A 17,927-nucleotide genomic window follows, 5' to 3' on the forward strand; every position below is an offset into this window, starting at 1 on the left:
GCCGAAGGATCACCCCCATGCCTTATGGGCATAGGGGGCGAACCGGCCAGAAAGGGGCCGCGTCCTCTCCGCGTGGGGCTTGAGAGCCCGTTCTACCCGCGGGGGAGGAATTCGTGCCTGGATGGCCGTCCGTCGGTCGCGCCGAGGATCATGAGCTGTTCGAGGCTCTGCGGCGCGCGGACACCGACGCTCCCGCCAAGCTGTACGACTGCTACGGCGAGCGGCTGCACGACTACGCCGCCTCCTTCGCCCAGGACCTGGCCGCCGAGGCCGTGCACGACGCCCTGGTCACCGCGCAGGGGTGCGTGCACCGGCTGAAGGAGCCGGCCAGGATGCGGGCCTGGCTGTACGCGCTGACCAGGTTCCAGGTGCGGGCCAGGATGTCCCGCCGTACCCCCGTGGACGGCGTGCCGCTGCCGGAGCTCGAGGCGCAGGGGGACCCCGAGCTGACCGACCTCGTCCACGAGACGCTGGGCGAGCTGAGCAGGAACGAGCGCGAGGTCCTGGAGCTGTCGCTGCGCCACGGGCTGACCCCGGCGGAGGTCGGCGCGGTGCTCGGGCTGACCTCGCGGCAGGCGACCGGCAGGCTCACCAGGGCCCGCGACCAGCTGGAGAACGCCGCCGCGGCCGTGGTGCTGGCCAGGACGGGCCGGGCGCACTGCCCCGACCTGTCGGCGATGCTGGACGGGTGCGAGGGCCCGCTCACCCCGCTGCTGCGGCGGAGGTTGTCGGGCCACATCGGCGGGTGCGAGGTGTGCACCGAGGGCCGGCACCGGCAGGTCTCGGCGACCAGGCTCCTGGACCTGGTCCCGGTCGCGTACCCGCCCATCTCGCTGCGCCGCCGGGTGATCGACACGTGCGTCAACCCCGAGCGCGACCAGACCCGCACCTTGATCACCGATCGCGGTGACAGCTTCGACCGGACCGGGTTCCCCGTGGCCGTCGAGAACCGCTCGCGGCGGCGCAGGCCGCGCCGCCTGGCGCCGGTGCTGCTGGCGGGCGCGTGCGTGCTGGCCGCGACGGGGGCCATGGTCGTGATCAACGGCCGCGACGTCTCGACCGGCACGCCCCTGCGGTCGGCGCCCTCCCCCTCCTCCCCCGCCGCCTCGCTCGACCCGGGCGAGGAGAGCCCGTCGCCCGATCCCTCACCAGAAGAGGACGAGCTCACGCCGGACCCCACCCCCACACCGACCCCGAGCCGCACTCCCGGCACCCGCGCCACGCCGGCCGAGCGGCCCAGCGCCCGGCACGCCGCCGGGCCGACGCCCACCCGCCGCAGGCCAGCGCCCGGCGCCCGGCTGCGCACCTCCTGCCCGAAGGCGATCGACGGCGCCGCCAAGATCGGCCTCGGCGCCCGCAACGCCACGGTCTCGTGGGTGGCGACCGCCTCGCAGGGGCTGGACGTGTTCCCCGCGAGCGGGTCGATCAAGGCGGGCGGGTCGGTGGCGATCTGGGTCACGATCGTCGACCCGAACGCCGCCGGCCGCGGCCGCGTCGCGTTCACGTCGAACGGCGGGAGCGCGAGCTGCTCGCTGTCCTGGGACGGCGACGGTCCTGAGACGTCCGACCCGACCGACGAGCCGACGAACTCCAGCGAACCGACTCCGTCACCCTCCGTAACCGTGTCGGCCGAGAATACGGAGACGCTGGAGGGGTAAAACGGACGCCAAGCCGGAGTAGATCAACTTTTCTTGCCAACAAACCCGGATAAATCGGACCCTGGCTCGAAGAACCTCGGTCACATAGGGCATTCTGGTGTGCTTGGGGGCCACGTCCGGGCCGGAGTCACTTGACCGTGTGTTGAACATCACACGAGAAATCTCTGCCTGCCGGTAAACCTGGATGCGTCCTCAAGCGTCGGCATTGACGTGTCCTGGCGCAGATTGGTCCCATGAACTGCGATCAATCGTGCTTTAACCAGCAGAAGCAGGAGAGAAAAGGGAGATGCTCAAGCACCGGAGAGCGGCGGCCTGGCTGCTGGCGCTCGCCTGCATAGCGGGAGCGGTCGTCGCGCTGTTCGACATAGAGACACCGCTGCGCCCGTTCTTGATCTCTCTGTTCCTTCTCGTCGTCCCAGGGGCGGCAGTGGTGGGACTGTTGCGTGATCGTGACCCCCTTGCCGCACTATCAGTAGGAGCCGCGGCAAGTCTCGTGCTGAACGTGCTCCTCGCTCAGGCCATGCTGCTTTTCGGCGCGTGGTCGCCCCGGGCGGGCGTCGCGACGGTCGCCGTGCTCGGAGGGTTCATGTACGTGCTTCGCGTGTTGTACCGGGGGAAGAGCATGCAGACCCAACAGGGGGCCAGGTGAACATCCAGGTAGTTCGGCCCAGAGAGCTCGGGGACTCCGAGCGGGCACGATGGCGGGAGCTGCAGAAGGCCGACCCGAGTCTGGACAACCCGTTCCTGTCTGTCGAGTTCGCCGTGGCGATGGACCGCTTGCGCGATTACGTGAGGGTGGCGGTCATCTCCGACGCGAGCGGCATCGTGGGGTTCTTCCCGTACGAGCGGCACAGCTTCGGCATCGGCAAGCCGCTCGGCGGCTTCCTCACCACGTGCCACGGCCTGATCGCCGGCCCGGACCTCAAGCTCGACGCCAAGGCCCTGCTGCGGGCCTGCAAGCTCAGCGTGTTCGACTTCGACCACCTGGTGGCGGGGCAGCCCACTTTCGCCCCGTACGAGCAGGATGTCCGGCCCGCGCCGGTCATGGACTTCACCGCCGGGTACGACGCCTGGATCGAACAGGTGAAGACCAACTCCCCCAAGAACCTCAAGACCGTCCGCTACAAGGAGCGCAAGCTCGGCAGGGAGCAGGGCGAGCTGCGCTTCGAGTGGGCCTCGGCCGACCCCGAGGTGCTCCGCACGCTGCTGAACTGGAAGTCGGACCAGTATCGAAGAACTGGCCGCGTGGACAGGTTCGCCCAGCCGTGGATCGTCGAATTGACGGACATGATGCATGCCGAAAAGTCATCGGACTTCGGGGGCGTCCTGACCATGCTTTATGCCGGGGACGTCCCGGTAGCCGGACATTTCGGCCTCCGCACGGCCACCACGCTTGTAGGGTGGTTCCCCGCCTACGACACCGAGTTCGGCCGCTACTCGCCGGGCATCGTCCATCATCTGCAGATGGCCGAGGCCGCCGCGAACGACGGCCTGCACATGGTGGACATGGGCAAGGGCGGCAAGGAGTACAAAGACTGGCTGAAGAGCGGGGTCCTGTACGTTGCCGAAGGCCGCATCTCGCGACCGTCCGCCGCCGCGGCCGTTCACTGGATGGGCCGAACTCCTTTCAACAAAGCCCGAACAATTGTCATGGACCGGCCGTCTCTTTATAGGGCGGCCGACCGTGTCCTCAAGGGCTTCGGTCGGGTGCGCACCTCGATGCAGCAGCAGGAGTCACCCAACGGAGTAGTCAAAGAACCAACGGGAGCACGCTGAGCGCTCCCAAGTCCCGGCAGACACCCTCACAGCACAGGACCCTTCAATGCACCGTTCACCGGCTTCGCCATTCCCGCAGCACCCGGGGGTGGCCGCGACCGGCCCGCAGCAGGGCGGGGTCCCGGAAGGATTTCCCTCGCCATGAGTCCCGAGATAGCCAAGCACAACGGCAAACTGCAAGCCTCGCCCTTGCGGTCGATGCCGCCCCCTTCGAGCTTCACGCCCGTCACCCCGCACCTGGCCATTTCGCCGACGGTCAGTGTGGTCGTGCCGGCGATGAACGAGGCCGAGAACCTGCCGCACGTCTTCGCCACCATCCCCCAGTGGGTGGACGAGATCGTGCTCGTCGACGGCAACTCCGTCGACGACACGGTCGCCGTGGCCAAGCGACTGCGGCCGAACGTGAAGATCGTCACGCAGACCGGCAAGGGCAAGGGTGACGCCCTGTCCGCCGGCTTCGCCGCGTGCACGAGCGACATCATCGTCATGATCGACGCCGACGGCTCGACCGACGGCCGCGAGATCATCAACTTCGTGGGCGCTCTGGTGACGGGCGCCGACTTCGTCAAGGGCTCGCGCTACGCCTCCGGCGGCGGCAGCGACGACCTGACGCTGAACCGCCGGCTGGGCAACAAGGTCCTCACCGGCATGGTCAACGTCATGTACAACACCAAGTACACCGACCTGTGCTACGGCTACAACGCCTTCTGGGCCCGTCACCTCGACGCGCTCAACCTCGACTGCGACGGCTTCGAGGTGGAGACGCTGATGAACGTGCGCGCGGCCAAGGCCGGGTTGAAGGTGCACGAGGTGCCCAGCCACGAGCGCAACCGCATTCACGGCGAGAGCAACCTGCACGCCGTACGAGATGGCTTCCGCGTGCTCAAGACCATCCTGAGGGAGTGGCGTCGCCAGCCCGCTCCCGCTCAGCCTGAGCCGACCGCCACTCCTGCCGCTGACCGAGGCGTCGCTTAAGAAGGAACGCTGTGAACACGTCTGTTGTCATCTGCGTCTACACCGAAGAGCGGTGGGAGGACATCAGGCAGGCAATCGAGTCGGTCGAGAACCAGACCAGCCCGGCACACGAGCTGATCCTGGTGGTCGACCACAACACCGACCTGCACCTCAAGCTCAAGCGCGCGTATCCGCAGGCCATTGTGGTGGAGAACACGCATGAGAAAGGGCTGTCGGGGGGCAAGAACACCGGAGTGGCCACGGCCAACGGTGAGATTGTCGCGTTCCTCGACGACGACGCGGTCGCCGACGCCGGATGGCTGGAGGCTTTGGAGGAGGGCTTCCAGGAATCCGGTGTGGTGGGCGTCGGGGGTCGCACGGATCCGCTGTGGGCGTCCGAGCGACGCCCGCGGTGGTTCCCGTACGAGTTCGACTGGACGGTCGGCTGCACGTACCGCGGCATGCCCGCGGTACGCGCGCCGATCCGCAACGTCATGGGCGGCAACGCCGCGTTCCTGCGCGACGTCGTGTCCGAGGTGGGCGGCTTCCACAGCGGCATCGGACGCAGCGTGCAGGGGCGCAAGTCGCGTCCGCTGGGGTGCGAGGAGACGGAGTTCTGCATCCGGCTGAGCCAGCGCAAGCCCGGCTCGGTCATGCTGTTCGAGCCGCGTGCCGTGATCGGGCACAAGGTGTCGAAGCAGCGCGAACGGTTCGCCTACTTCAGATCCAGGTGCTACGCGGAGGGGCTGTCGAAGGCCCTGGTGACGAAGGAGGTCGGCACCCAGGACGGGCTGGCCAGCGAGCGGGCGCACGCGCTCAAGACGCTGCCGCTCGGCGCGCTGCGCGGGGTCGGTGAGGCCGTCCGCGGCGACGTGGGCGGGCTCGGCCGGGCCGCCGCGATCGTGATCGGGCTGGCCTGGACGACCTGGGGTTACGTGGTGGGCTCCGTACGGCTGAAGGCGGCACGATCATGACCCGCATCCCGATCCTGATGTACCACTCGGTCACCGACACGCCCAACGACGAGACCAAGCCGCATTCCGTGCGGCCCTCGGACCTGGCCGAGCAGCTCGCGTACCTGTCGGAGAGCGGCTTCACCCCGCTCACCCTGGGCGACCTCGTGGCCTCCCTCAACCAGAACAACGGCCGCTCGATGCCGGACAAGCCGATCGTGGTGACGTTCGACGACGGCTACGCCGACTTCCACGGCCACGCCCTGCCCCTGCTCGAGCGCTACAGCTTCCCGGCCACGGTCTTCCTGACCAGCGGCTGGGTGTCCGACGCGGGCAAGGACGCGGCGGGCCGGCCGCTGGACGACATGCTGTCCTGGGGCCAGGCCCGCGAGATCGCCCAGACCGGCATCGAGATCGGCGGCCACAGCCACAGCCACCCGCAGCTCGACCAGCTCCGCATCGAGGACCTGCGGCAGGAGCTGCGCAAGAACAAGGGCCTGCTGGAGGAGAAGATCGGCGCGCCGGTCGCCACCATGGCCTACCCCTACGGCTACTCCAGCGCCCGCGTCCGCCGCGAGGTGCGCAAGGCCGGCTATTTCGCCGCCTGCGCCGTGAGCAACACGATCGCCGCCGACCGGCACGACATGCTCGCCATCCCCCGGCTGACGGTCGGCAAGCACACGACCATCAGCATGTTCAAGCGCGCCGTCGAAGGCAACGCCGTACCTCTCATCTACCTGCGCGAACGCATCCTCACCAAGGGGTACGCGGTCGTGCGCAGGACGAGGTACGGGCTGCAGCGGGTGCGCGGAAATGTCTAGCGTCTGGGGGAAGATCCTCCACGACCTCCGCAACCCGCTGTTCCGCCAGGGCTACGCGCTCATGGCGAACACCGTGGTCACCGGCGTGCTCGGCATGGGCTACTGGCTGCTGGCCGCCCGCCTCTACTCCCCGGAGGAGTTCGGCCGCGGCCAGGCGGTGATCACGGCGATGCGGCTGTTCGCGTCGCTGACGGCGCTGGGGTTCGTGGGCGCGCTGGCCCGCTTCCTGCCGGTCGCCGGGCGCCGCACCCCCGAGCTGGCCCTGCGCGGGTACGGCCTGGCCGCCGCCACGGGCGGGGTCGCGGCGCTCGGCTTCCTGCTGACGCTGCCGATGTGGGGCAAGACGTACTCGGTGCTGAGCGGCTTCTGGCCCGGGCTGTTCTTCCTGGCGTCCGTGCTGGTGTGGGCCGTCTTCACGCTCCAGGACGTGGTGCTGACCGGGCTGCGGCGGGCCACGTTCGTGCCCCTGAACAACCTGGTCTTCGGCATCGTCAAGATGGGGCTGCTGGTCGCGCTGGCCGGCGCGCTGCCGTCGGGCGGGATCTTCGTCTCGTGGGTCATCCCGACCGCCCTCGCGCTGATCCCCGTCAACTGGCTGATCTTCGCCGTCGTGGTGCCCAGACACGTGGAGAAGAGCGACGCCGAGCAGGAGCCTCCTCGGCTGCGCGAAATTGGAAGGTTCCTAGCTGGGGACTTCCCCGGGACGCTGTCCATCCTCGGCATCGTCTACCTGGTGCCCGTGGTGGTGGCCACGCAGGTGGGCGAGGCCACGTTCGGCCGCTTCTCGATGGCGCACACGCTCGCGAGCATGATCGAGCTGCTGGCCATGAACATGGCGGTCTCGCTGACCGTCGAGGGCTCTTTCGACCGTGCCAAACTGGCCGAGAACTGCCGGCGGGCGCTGCGGCGGGCCTTCATGATCGTCACCCCGATCATCGCGGTGGCGATCCTGGCGGCGCCGCTGATCCTGACCGTCTTCGGCTCGGCCTTCGCGGCCGAGGGCACGACGCTGCTGCGGCTGATGTCGCTGGCCGTGCTGCCGCGGGTGCTGATCGAGGTCTACCTGAGCGCGCTGCGGGCGCAGAGCCGGGCCCGTACGCTGGCGACCGTGCAGATCGGGCTGGCCGTGCTCGTGCTGGTGTCCACCGTCGCGCTGTTCCCCTACGCGGGTGTGAACGCGGTGGGGTACGGGCTGCTCTTCAGCGAACTTCTCGTGGCAGTTTTGATCTTCGGGAATCTACGTAAAATTCTCAAGTTCGGCGAAACCCGTACGCCGGTTGTCACCCAGGGGTCGTCCGGGGCCGCATGATGGTCAACGTGAAGCAACGGGACGGCGATGGCAGTGCAAGCTCCTCGGAGGTGCGAGGGGAGGTGCGCGGAGGCAAGGAGGAGTCAGACGTGCCCTTCGATCCGGAGGCGACCGGGGTCATCCCGAAGCTGACGTTCGACACCGCTCCCCCGGAGGGCCCGCCTGCGGAGGACCCGCCTGCGGAGGACGCCGAGCCGGATTCGGACACGACGACGATGATCCGACTGCCGGCCGCCCTGCACATCGGGCACCCGCCCACGGTGGAGGAGGCCGCCGACCCGGACGCGACGGGCACGGTGACCACCCCGGCGCAGACCGCCCCACCCACTGACACCTCCGCGACCAAGCCTGGACTGCGGTCGCAGCCGGCGAGCGGGCCGCAGCCTGCCGATGGGGTGCGGGCCGATGGGGCGCGGGCCGATGGCGAAGGGCAGCGTGGCGCATCGGCGGAGGCGACGAGCACGAAGCCCGACACCGCCGCCAAACCCGGCACCACCACGCCCAGCGGCGCTGCCTCCAACGCCGCTACCTCCAGCCCCGCCGCGCCCGGCACCGCCAAGGACGCCGCGCCCGGGAAGGCGCCCGCCAAGAGCGCGTCGCCGGCCGAAGCGCCCGCCAAGGGGCCGGACGGCAAGTCCGGCACCGCCAAGGACGCCGCGTCCGGGAAGGCGCCCGCCAAGGGTGCGGCGCCGGCCAAGCGGCCCGTCACCGAGACCGCGGCCGCCGGGACCGTGCCCGTGCCGATCGTCCGTCCCGCCTCGGCGCCCTCCGCCGGAGGAGGAGCACCGGCCGGAACGACGCCCACCGGAGCGACGCCCACCGGTGGCTCGGCCCCCAGCGCGTCAGCCGCGAGTGGATCGGCCGCCAGCGCGTCGGCCGGCGGGTCGGCCGCGAGTGGGTCGGCTGCCGCGCCTGTGGAGGCGCCGCAAGCCTCGCCCATGCCCGCCGCCGCCCCGCCCACCGCGCCCCCACAGCCCGCGCCCCCGCAGCCCGCGGCCCCCCAGGTCGCGACGAAGCAGGCCCCGCCCCAGCAGGCGACCCCCCAACCGGCCCCTCAGGCGGCCCCCGGCAAGCCGCGCACGCTCGGCGGTCGGATCGGCGCGCTGGTCGCCAGTGCGCCCAAGTGGCTGCCCGTGCTGCTGGTCCTCGAAGGCCTGGCCATGTACATCCTGGCCCTCAAGGTCGCGCCAGGACCCCTGCGCGGCGTGGACCCCAACAAGATCGACGGCCTGGGCCTGATCTCGGCCCTCCCGACGACGGCGTTCATCGCCATCCTCATCATGATCGTGTCGTTCTTCGTCACGGTCGCCCAGAGCACCGACCGCAAGTTCCTCCTGCTGTTCCAGATCGCCGCCATCACCTTCGCCCTGCACGGCGCGGGAGCGCTGGTGGCCACGGCGCCGCGCTTCCCCACGGCGTACATCCACGCCGGCTTCGTGGAGTTCATCAGCAGGACCGGCGAGTCGGCCATCAGCATCGACGCCCGCATGGGCTGGCCGGGCTTCTTCGCGCTGTTCGCCTTCGTGACGAAGGCCGCCGGGATCACCGACCTGACGCCGATCCTGCAGTGGACGCCGCTCGTCTCGAACCTGCTCTACCTGCTCCCGTTCGTGCTGATCCTGCGCCAGGTCGTGGCCACCACGCGCGCGCGGTGGTTCGCGGCGCTGCTGTTCGTGCTGGTGCAGTGGATCGGGCAGGACTACTTCTCGCCGCAGGGCTTCACGTTCGCCTTGTACCTGGCGTTCATCGCGATCCTGCTCAGATGGTTCGGACGGGTCGAACAGCGGACGAAGCCGATCCCGCCCAAGGGCCTGCGCAAGCTGCTCGGCAAGCTGGACGCGATGACCCCGGGCGAGCTGGCCAACACCGGCACGTACCGGGCCGACAAGCTGCTCATGCTGATGATGCTGCTGGCGCTGTTCGTCGCGTCGGTGGCCTCGCACCAGATCACCCCGTTCATGATGCTCGGGGTCGTGACGGCGTTCCTCATCTTCAAGCGGACGTCGCTGACCTGGGGGTTGCCGTTCTTCCTCGGGCTGCTCGTGCTGGCCTGGATCAGCTACATGACGGTGGGCTTCTGGTCCAGCCAGATCGGCGCCATCTTCGGCGGCTTCGGCCGGATCCTGCAGAACATCGGCAACAGCACCGGCGATCGGATCGAGGGCAGCGACCCCGCGCACGCGCTGGTGCTGCAGGCGCGGCTCGGCATCCTCGTGGTGATCCTCAGCCTGGCGGCCACGGGGCTGTTCCGGCGGTTCCGGCGCGGGGTGTTCGACCGGTCGGCGCTGATCCTGCTCTGCGTGCCGGTGCTGGCGCTGGGGCTGCAGAGCTACGGCGGCGAGATCGGGCTGCGGATCTACATGTTCGCGCTGCCCGGGGCCTGCCTGCTGGCCGCGTACGCGTTCTTCCCCAACCTGCCGGCCGACAGCGCGGACGTGCGCGAGGAGACCGTGCCGCTGCGCAAGCGGAACGTGCGCTTCAACCCGCAGCTCACCAAGAAGCTCTCGGTCGTGCTCGCGGCGTGCTTCGCGGTGCTGTTCGCGTTCGCGTTCCTGCTGGCCAGGTACGGCAACGAGAAGTTCGAGCGGGTCACCGTGGGTGAGGTGGCCGCGCTGCACTACGTCTACCAGCACGACAAGCCGAGCGCCAAGGTGCTCTACCTGGTCCCCAAGACAGGGCCGGAGGTCACGCCGACCCTGCCGTGGGGCGAGAAGGACGTCGAGCTGGTCAACTTCGGCGTGCAGGCCCTCGTGCACAAGGACCCGACGCAGGTCGCGGACGCGATCGCGGCGCTCAAGGAGCAACCGCGCAACTCGTACCTGATCGTCAGTCGCGGGCAGGTGAGCTACCTGCAGCTCAACGAGGGCTTTCCGGAGGACTGGGGGACGAAGTTCCGCGCGGCGCTGGACGCCTCGCCGGACCTGAAACGGGTGTTCTCCAACGAGGACGCGGCCCTCTACACCTGGAAGAAGTTCGTCCGGGGCACCGAGATCCCCGAACCGCAGCCGTACAAGGGACGCGGCGACCCCACCACCCCGTGGACGCCCGTGGGCATCGGCGCGCTGGCCGTGACATGGGTCTCGCTCTTCGCGTACGAGGTCATCCGGCTGAACGGCCCCAACCGGGCACGCAAGGCCAGGAAGCGTCTGCTCTTCCTCGCCGTGCCCGCTTTCGTGGTCGCGCTAGCAGTGATCATCGAGCGATTCATCTACATCGCACAAAATAACTAAATTCACAGGAAACGCTCAGCTGGTGCGGGATGATGTTCTGCATATGAGGACACAGGAGACACTCCCCGCCATGCCGAACGCACGACTCGCGGCTGCGAGGATCGCTTCCGTGGACGCCTTACGAGGCTTCGCACTCCTGGGCATCCTCGTAGTCAACATCGCCTTCCTGGCCTCCGGCTACCGGATGGCCGGGATGGCCGAACCCGCCTTCCAGTCCCCGCTGGACTGGACCGTGCGGTTCACCGTGACGCTGCTCGTGGAGAACAAGTTCTACCTGCTGTTCTCCTTCCTGTTCGGCTACAGCTTCACCCTCCAGGTCGACTCGGCGGCGCGGCAGGGTCGCCCGTTCGGGCCGATGTTCCTGCGCCGCCTGGCCGGGCTGCTGCTGATCGGGCTGGCCCACGCCGTGCTGCTGTTCCCCGGGGACATCCTGACGACGTACGCGGCCGTGGGCCTGGCCCTGCTGATCTTCCGCAAGCTCCGGCCCAAGGCCGCGGTGGTGCTGGCGGTCATGTTGACCGCGATGCTCGCGCTCGGCTTCGTGCTGCTGGCCCTGCTCGCCACGTTCGGCCTGGACATGGGCGGCACGGTGGCGGACTCGGCCGCGGAGGCCACCAAGGCGGACACGGCGCTGGCGGCCTCCGCCCTGCAGATCATCTCCGAGCACCTCAGGAAGCTGTCGCTGATCATCGTCTTCCGGGTGCTGTTCCAGGGCCCGGCGGTGCTGGCGGCGTGCCTGATCGGCCTGGCGGTCGGCAAGCTGGGCGTCATGCGCGACCTGTCGGCCCACACCGGCACGCTGCGCAAGCTGCAGTGGACCGGGTTCACGGTCGGGCTCGCGGGCGCCTTCATCTACACGACGTCGGCCTGGCACGGCACGATGCACAAGTTCTGGGGCGAGGCCGTGGACCTGGTGACGGCCCCGCTGCTGGCGGCGGCGTACGCGGCGACGTTCCTGCGGCTGCTGCCGTACATGCCGCGCATCGCCCGGGCGCTCGCGGCGCCGGGCCGGATGGCGCTGTCCAACTACCTGGCGCAGTCGCTGATCTGCTCGCTGATCTTCACCGGGTACGGGCTGGCGCTCGTGGACCGGGTCAGCCCGCCGCTGGAGGTGCTGATCGCGCTCGGCGTCTTCGTCTGCCAGGTCTTCTACAGCCACTGGTGGCTCAAGAGGCACCGGTACGGGCCCGTGGAGTGGCTCCTGCGCTTCCTCACGTACTGGCGCAAACCAGGCCCCAGCCGCCCGCACCAGGCGCGCCACTCGTTGGAGAAATGACGGACTATGCGCCACTGGCCCGTGTTCAACCTCCGCCTCACCACGCCCCGCCTAGAGCTGCGCATGCCCTCTCTGGAGGATCTCGACGAGCTGGCCGACCGGGCCGTGGAAGGCGTGCACGATCCGGACGTGATGCCGTTCGGCGTGCCGTGGACGGACGTCCCCGCCGACGAGCTGCCGGCGAACGTCGTCCGGTACCAGCTCGGCCTCATCTCGCGGTGGCAGCCCGAGCGGTGGTGCTGCAACTTCGTCGTCGTCCACGAGGGACGGGTGATCGGCACCCAGGACCTGTCCGGGCACGGCTTCCGGGTCACCCGCGAGGTGCACACGGGCTCGTGGCTGGGCCGCGCCCATCAGGGCAAGGGCCTCGGCACGGAGATGCGCGCCGCCGTCCTCCACCTGGCCTTCACGGGGCTCGGGGCCCTGACGGCGGTCTCCAGCGCGTACCTGGACAACCCGGCCTCACTGGGCGTCTCCCGCAAGCTCGGCTACCGGCCGGACGGGGTGATAGTGGACGAGGTACGCGGCAAGCGGGCGTTCCAGCAGCGCCTCCGCCTCGGCCGGGACGACTTCACCGACCCCGTCCCCGTGCGGATCGACAACCTGGAGCCCTGCCTGCCGCTCTTCGGGCTCACCTGATGCGAGGCCGGTCGAAGACGGTGTTGTCGATGACGACGTCCATCCGACTCAGCGGGTCGGTCTCCTCGAGGTAGATGCGCTCGGCGACCAGGTACCGGTTCCGGTGGATCGATTCCGCCTCCGACCCGGCCCAGTCCTGGTCGCGTTCGGCCCCTCTGCGTACCGACAGCTCGGCGTCCACGTCCATCCAGATCCGGAGATCCCAGTACTTGTCGATCTCCGGCCGGAACGCGAACACCCCGTCCACGACCACCACCGAGTCGGCCGCCAGCGGCGTCGTCGTCCCGGAATGATCGATCTGCGTCAGCGGATCGATGCCGCACAGCGCGCACGACACCGCCTCCACGGACCGGCCGGGCTCCAGCAGCAGCCTCTTGACCGCCTCATAGTCGTAGGCGTTGCGGTAGTAGCCCTCGCCCGACTCGCGGTCGTAGAGGTGCCGGTCCTTCCACGGCTTCTTGAAGTCGTCCAGGGTGGCGCGGAGCGCGGGCCGCCCCGCCTTGACGATCTCCTCGGCCAGCTCGTGCCCGAAGATCGTCTTGCCCGAGGCGGTGAACCCGTCGATCCCCACCAGCACCCGCCCGCCGCCGCAGGCCAGCACCCGCTCGACGACCCGCGCCACCAGCGCGGAACGCTCCGGTGAGGCCGGGGCCGGGCAGGGCTGCTGCCACGTAGAGACGGAATACTGCACCCGCGCACCAGAAGCACCAGAGAATCCCACCGGCACACCCTATCCACGGGCATTTCACCCAACGTACGAAGGTCACCCGGCGGACAGCTGTTCTCGATGATCAGGGCCCTACTCAGAGCTTGCACCGGGCCCCGTCGGCCGGGGACTTGAGGTCGATGAGGTAGGCGGCCACGGCGTCGTTGACGCAGGCGTTGCCGGCCAGGAGGGCGCCGTGCTGCTCGCCCTCGACGGTGAGCAGGCTGCCGCCGAGGGCCTTGGCCAGGTTGATGCCGCCCTCGTGCGGCGTCGCGGGGTCGCCGGTGACGGAGACCGTCAGCGTGTCGGGCAGGCCCTTGATGTCGGTGGCGTAGGGGTAGCCGAGCGTCGGCTTGACGGGCCACTGCTCGCAGCCGTCACGCGCCTCCTTGAACGGACGGCCGGGATCGGTGAACGGCGCCGCCTTGAACCACGCCCGGTTCAGCGCGGTCTCCTGCTTCGGCGTGTGGCGCTCCTCGTCCAGGCAGTTGATCGTCATCGTGGCCTCGAGCGAGTTGGGGTAGCCGCCGTCGGCTCTCCGCCCGTGGTAGGTGTCGCGCAGCTTCAGCAGGGTGTCGCCCTTGCCGGCCTCCAGCTCGGCGATGCCCGTGATCGCGACGGGCCAGAGCGTCTTGCTGTACATCGCGGCCGTCACCCCCTCGACCGCCTGCTCGTACGTCAGCCCGCGCCCGTCGGAGGTCCGCGCGGGCTTGTCGATCAGCGGCCGCACGAGTTTCTGGAAGGCCTGGGTGGCGCGCTTGGGGTTGGTGCCGAGCGGGCAGTCCTGCTGGGTGGCACAGGAGGCGGCCACGCGCTCGAACGAGGCCTGCATCCCGGTGGCCTGCTGGACGCGCCGCTCGTAGGTGCCGGCGTAGGGGTCAAACGCCCCGTCGAGCACCAGCGCGCGGACCTTCTTGGGGAACATCTCCGCGTACACGGCGCCGAGCCGGGTGCCGTAGCTGCTGCCCGCGTAGGTGAGCTTCTCATCTCCCAGGGCCTGACGCAGCACGTCCATGTCCCGCGCCACGTCGCGGGTGCCCACGTGCGCGAGCACCTGCATGCCACCGGAGCGCTCGGCGCACTGCTCGACGAGCCGGCGGGTCTCCTGCCTGGTCCAGTCGTCGATGCCGGCGGGGATCGAGGAGAGCTTCGCGCCGCGGTCGCGCTCGGCATCGGTGTAGCAGTCGAGCGCCGGCGTTGAGGCGCCGACGCCGCGCGGGTCGAACCCGACCAGGTCGAAGCGCTCGATGATCGGCGACTTCCCCCACACGGCGGCAGTCACGGCCGCGTGCTCCGTGCCGGGGAAGCCGGGACCGCCGGGGTTCAGCACGAGCGACCCGATCGGATCCTTGCCGCGCGCGGGCACGCGGAGCACCGCGATCTCCGCCTGCCTGCCCTTCGGATTCTGGTAGTCGAGCGGCACCTTGAGGCGCGCGCACTCGGCCTTGACGGCCGGCACGCCTGGCGGCAACTGCGGCTCGCAGGGCTTGAACGCCGGCTTCTGTCCATAGAAGCGGTCCAGGCCAGTGCCAGCCTCGACAGCCTGCCCACCCGCCTGCACGCCGGTCTGGCCGGCGGTCTGGCCGCCGGTCTGGCCCGCGCAGGCACCGAGCAGCAGCGTCAGCGCTGCGGCGCCCAGGACCGCGGCCGGTCTCTTGCGATATGGCATGTGTCTACTCCCATTGTCGGAGGTGATGGTCAACTGGGGAGGAGGGCCGGCGGGCCGAGCAGGCTCACGTCCGATGCGCGGCACCCCCGCTCTGGCCGCGAGTTCGTCACCGGTCAGGGCGCGTGACTCCAGGCTGGTCAGCCACGGACACTCGACCGGCTCGCGACGAAACCGCAGGGCCAGGCGTCGTGCATCTCCCCTGGTCGTGCTGGTTGCGACACCGAGCTAACAGCGTGCCCTTGGGGCACGGTCAAGGGGTGCCGCGCACAGCCCCGGCTTCTGGCGTTCCCGCTCCCCGCTTGGGCGCGCGCGATATGTCCAGGGCCCGTTTTTTGACTGTGCCCCTGGGGCATGGTGTGGACTTGTCGTAAGGGCCGCGTGGCGTGGGGCACCCGCACAGCCGCAGACGACGAGGGGGCGGAGAATGGCGTGGAGCACCCGGCAACTTGCCGATCTCACGGGCTCGACGGTGAAGGCCATTCGGCATTACCACGAGATCGGGTTGCTGGACGTGCCCGAGCGCGCGGCCAACGGGTACAAGCAGTACCAGGTCTCGCACCTGATCCGGCTGTTGCAGATCAAGCGGTTGCGCGACCTTGGGGTGCCGCTGTCCCAGATCGCGGCGCTAGGACGGGCCGACGAGGAGCCGGACGAGGCGATCCGGATGCTGGATGCCGAGCTGGCGGCGACGGTCGAACGGCTCAATCGGGTGCGTGCGGAGCTGGCTGTCATTTTGCGTCATCGCGCACCGATGCATGTGCCGCCCGAATTCGCTCCCCTCTCTCAAGACCTCTCCGACACGAACCAGTCCTTGTTCATGATCTTTTCGACGGTTTTCAGCGAGGAAGGCATGGAGGAGTTCCGTCAGATAGTCGCCGTGCGCGACGACATCGGTGACGAGTTCGATGCCCTCCCCCCGGACGCCGACGATGCCACGGTCGACCGGCTTGCCGAGCGAATTCTGCCGCTGGTCCGCAGGATGCGGGAAGAGCACCCGTGGTCGAACGACCCGGTTGCTGATTCGCCACGAGGAGCGGAGCTGGCCAAAAGCACGATGGCCCACGCGGTGGTGGAGCTCTACAACCCCGCACAGCTACGAGTCCTGCAGCGCCTGAACGTCCTCCTCGAACAGGCAACGGACGCGAACGACGACACACCCCGACACGGCGCTGCCCACGACGCCGAACAGCGCGGCCAGTAGTGCGGCAGGAGAAGACGCAGCCACCGAGAAAGGTCCTTCCAGGGCCCCGGTAGCCGTGCATCCCATCGCCCCCGAAGCCAGTCGCTGCTGATGGTTGAAGAACCCGACTCGCCAGGTCGGTCTCGATGTTGCCGAGCGCTTTCCGAATGATGATGTGGAGCCAGAGATGTTCAAGGAATGGCGGAGAAGCCGGGCCGTGCAACGGGTCCGGCCCGGAAACGGACGTTCACTCAAACGTTTCCGCTGGTGGCAGCCACTTTCCCGGGCTTTGTTCTATCTTCCGCTGAAGAACGATGATGGCCGGCAGGTGGTCTACGCCATCGACGTCGACCATGTGCAGCGGTTTATGTCCGACGACGGCAAAGGTAAGGCCCACCTGTACCTCGACGGCAAGCATCACGCCGAGTCCAAACTCCCTGCCGCATTTCCCGTCCAGGGCGGCACGATCGAAGTAGCGTCGTCAGCCTTCGGCCTCAAGCGCTGCCACTACGTCACCGACGAGGGAACCGAGCACCAGCTCATCCCGGACCGGAGCTCCAGCGAAGGGCGCCGCGCGCACCTCGACCGCGCGCACCCCGTACTGAGCCGCTGGATCGGCTTCCTCTCGCTGATCCTGCTCGTCATCCCTCTGCTTCTCCTCATCCCGCAGCTCATCGAAGTGGCCTTCAAGATTCCCCCCGTAACTGAGCGCTTCGGGACTTTCACCTCGCCCATCCGTCTGCCGGCCTGGCTCAACTTCACGCTCGCGCTCGGTGCCGCCGCGGCGGCCTGGGAGCGCGCACTGCGCCTGCGCTACAACTGGTTGCTGGACTCCATGGCCAAGGGATGACCATCACGCCTCGTCGTCCAGGCGGCGGATGTGGATCGGGGTGTCCCACGTGATCGAGGTGTCCTCCGGGTGCCGGTCGCTCAGGTACGCTCGGCGCAGCAGCGCCTCCGTACGGTGATTGCCGTCGAGCACGACCCGGCCCCTGACCGTGATGTACATGTCCTCGCCCGGCTTGAACACCGCTTCGAGCAGCCTGTGGTCCGGCAGGCGCGCGTAGTGGTCGGTCTTTCCCCGGCTCAGCGCGCTGCGGTCGAGGTCGGGGCAGATGAGGTCCTTCAGCTGGCGCACGGTCGCGTTCGGCGCCGCGGGCGACTTGCCGCGCCGCGCCGCCCCGGCTTCCCGGGGCGCGCGAGCCTCGAGGAGCGGTCGCAGCCGGTCGCGCACCTTCTGGGCGAGCGTACGGCCGAAGAGGCGTTCGAGGGTGCGGCGGAAGGCTGCGACGGCCCGCTGCACGATGACCCGGCGCTCGGCCACCTGCCGGTACGCAGCCACCATCGCCGCGCCGCCCGCGATCGCAGCCGCCGCCACGGCGGCCACCACGTACGCGGCGGAGGCGGCCAGGAAGACCTTCAGGTGCTCGACGACCGTGGCGGCCTGCTCGTGGCCGTCCGCGAGCAGGCGTGACAGGGATGCGAGCGTCGTGAGGTGCCCGCCCTCGCGGTGGTAATCGGCCGTGTAGGCCCGCATCGCCGCGACGTCGTCGCCGTCACCGGCCGCGGCGGCCGTCGCCACACCCGCCGTCATGGTGGGGACGGCCTGCGTGTCGAGCGTGGCGGCGAACGCCCGGTACGCGGCGGCGACCTCGCGCAAGGCATGCTCGTCCTCGTCCGGCCAGGGCACCCCGAGCAGCCGAAGCCCAGCCTCAAGCCCCGGCCCAGCCGTCAGCACCACCGGTGCCGCCCCGCC

At 69.4% G+C, this 17,927-nt stretch carries 15 protein-coding genes; 12 read left to right on the forward strand and 3 right to left on the reverse strand.

The genetic code is table 11. The features are described 5' to 3' along the window. Positions 1-113: 113 nt before the first annotated feature. The 10 genes from ACIHFD_RS05405 (at position 114) to ACIHFD_RS05450 (ending at position 12,616) form a co-directional block, all read left to right on the forward strand. Positions 114-1,658 carry an RNA polymerase sigma factor gene (locus ACIHFD_RS05405; protein WP_397365727.1) on the forward strand — a complete coding sequence of 515 codons (1,545 nt, stop codon included), beginning with the start codon at positions 114-116 and terminating at the stop codon, positions 1,656-1,658. Between the two features lie 286 nt (positions 1,659-1,944). Beyond that, positions 1,945-2,307, forward strand: a complete 363-nt coding sequence (locus tag ACIHFD_RS05410) for a hypothetical protein (protein WP_397365728.1) — start codon at positions 1,945-1,947, stop codon at positions 2,305-2,307. Next, the gene (locus tag ACIHFD_RS05415) at positions 2,304-3,434 is read left to right on the forward strand and encodes a GNAT family N-acetyltransferase (RefSeq protein WP_350728137.1); all 1,131 of its coding nucleotides are present in this window, start codon (positions 2,304-2,306) and stop codon (positions 3,432-3,434) included. The genes ACIHFD_RS05410 and ACIHFD_RS05415 overlap by 4 nt, the downstream gene beginning before the upstream one ends. Positions 3,435-3,575: 141 nt before the next feature. Beyond that, positions 3,576-4,409: a glycosyltransferase family 2 protein gene (locus ACIHFD_RS05420; protein ID WP_350728138.1), complete on the forward strand. Its 834-nt coding sequence runs from the start codon at positions 3,576-3,578 to the stop codon at positions 4,407-4,409. A gap of 11 nt (positions 4,410-4,420) precedes the next feature. Then, on the forward strand, positions 4,421-5,362 hold the full coding sequence (locus ACIHFD_RS05425) for a glycosyltransferase family 2 protein (RefSeq protein ID WP_355199479.1): 942 nt from the start codon (positions 4,421-4,423) through the stop codon (positions 5,360-5,362). Beyond that, the gene (locus ACIHFD_RS05430) at positions 5,359-6,162 is read left to right on the forward strand and encodes a polysaccharide deacetylase family protein (protein WP_357741064.1); all 804 of its coding nucleotides are present in this window, start codon (positions 5,359-5,361) and stop codon (positions 6,160-6,162) included. The genes ACIHFD_RS05425 and ACIHFD_RS05430 overlap by 4 nt, the downstream gene beginning before the upstream one ends. After that, entirely contained in the window at positions 6,155-7,471 is a 1,317-nt protein-coding gene (locus tag ACIHFD_RS05435) for a lipopolysaccharide biosynthesis protein (RefSeq protein ID WP_397365729.1), read from the forward strand. Before ACIHFD_RS05430 ends, ACIHFD_RS05435 begins: the two co-directional genes overlap by 8 nt. Positions 7,472-7,560: 89 nt before the next feature. After that, complete coding sequence (locus ACIHFD_RS05440) at positions 7,561-10,701, forward strand: hypothetical protein (protein ID WP_397365730.1); 3,141 nt, start codon at positions 7,561-7,563, stop codon at positions 10,699-10,701. A gap of 109 nt (positions 10,702-10,810) precedes the next feature. Continuing rightward, positions 10,811-11,977 carry a DUF418 domain-containing protein gene (locus ACIHFD_RS05445; RefSeq protein WP_397365731.1) on the forward strand — a complete coding sequence of 389 codons (1,167 nt, stop codon included), beginning with the start codon at positions 10,811-10,813 and terminating at the stop codon, positions 11,975-11,977. A gap of 6 nt (positions 11,978-11,983) precedes the next feature. After that, on the forward strand, positions 11,984-12,616 hold the full coding sequence (locus ACIHFD_RS05450; RefSeq protein WP_397365732.1) for a GNAT family N-acetyltransferase: 633 nt from the start codon (positions 11,984-11,986) through the stop codon (positions 12,614-12,616). Here the strand turns inward: ACIHFD_RS05450 and ACIHFD_RS05455 are convergent. Both ACIHFD_RS05455 and ACIHFD_RS05460 read right to left on the reverse strand, forming a co-directional pair. Beyond that, positions 12,609-13,307, reverse strand: a complete 699-nt coding sequence (locus ACIHFD_RS05455) for a uridine kinase (protein WP_397365733.1) — start codon at positions 13,305-13,307, stop codon at positions 12,609-12,611. The two genes, ACIHFD_RS05450 and ACIHFD_RS05455, sit on opposite strands and share 8 nt — an antisense overlap. 112 nt (positions 13,308-13,419) lie before the next feature. Beyond that, positions 13,420-14,991 (reverse strand): alpha/beta hydrolase, encoded by a 1,572-nt coding sequence (locus tag ACIHFD_RS05460; RefSeq protein WP_397365734.1) that lies wholly within the window; start codon positions 14,989-14,991, stop codon positions 13,420-13,422. Positions 14,992-15,415: 424 nt separating this feature from the next. Between ACIHFD_RS05460 and ACIHFD_RS05465 the strand changes: the two genes are divergently transcribed. Together ACIHFD_RS05465 and ACIHFD_RS05470 are read left to right on the forward strand one after the other, a co-directional pair. Continuing rightward, positions 15,416-16,192 (forward strand): MerR family transcriptional regulator, encoded by a 777-nt coding sequence (locus ACIHFD_RS05465; RefSeq protein ID WP_397365735.1) that lies wholly within the window; start codon positions 15,416-15,418, stop codon positions 16,190-16,192. A 166-nt stretch (positions 16,193-16,358) separates the two neighbouring features. Next, positions 16,359-17,021 (forward strand): hypothetical protein, encoded by a 663-nt coding sequence (locus ACIHFD_RS05470; RefSeq protein WP_397365885.1) that lies wholly within the window; start codon positions 16,359-16,361, stop codon positions 17,019-17,021. Positions 17,022-17,024: 3 nt separating this feature from the next. Here ACIHFD_RS05470 and ACIHFD_RS05475 read toward each other — a convergent pair whose 3' ends face one another. After that, a complete protein-coding gene (locus ACIHFD_RS05475) occupies positions 17,025-17,912 on the reverse strand; it encodes a hypothetical protein (RefSeq protein WP_397365736.1) in 888 nt (295 codons plus the stop codon). Between the last annotated feature and the right edge of the window lie 15 nt (positions 17,913-17,927).

The sequence above is a fragment of the Nonomuraea sp. NPDC051941 genome, assembly GCF_044593615.1.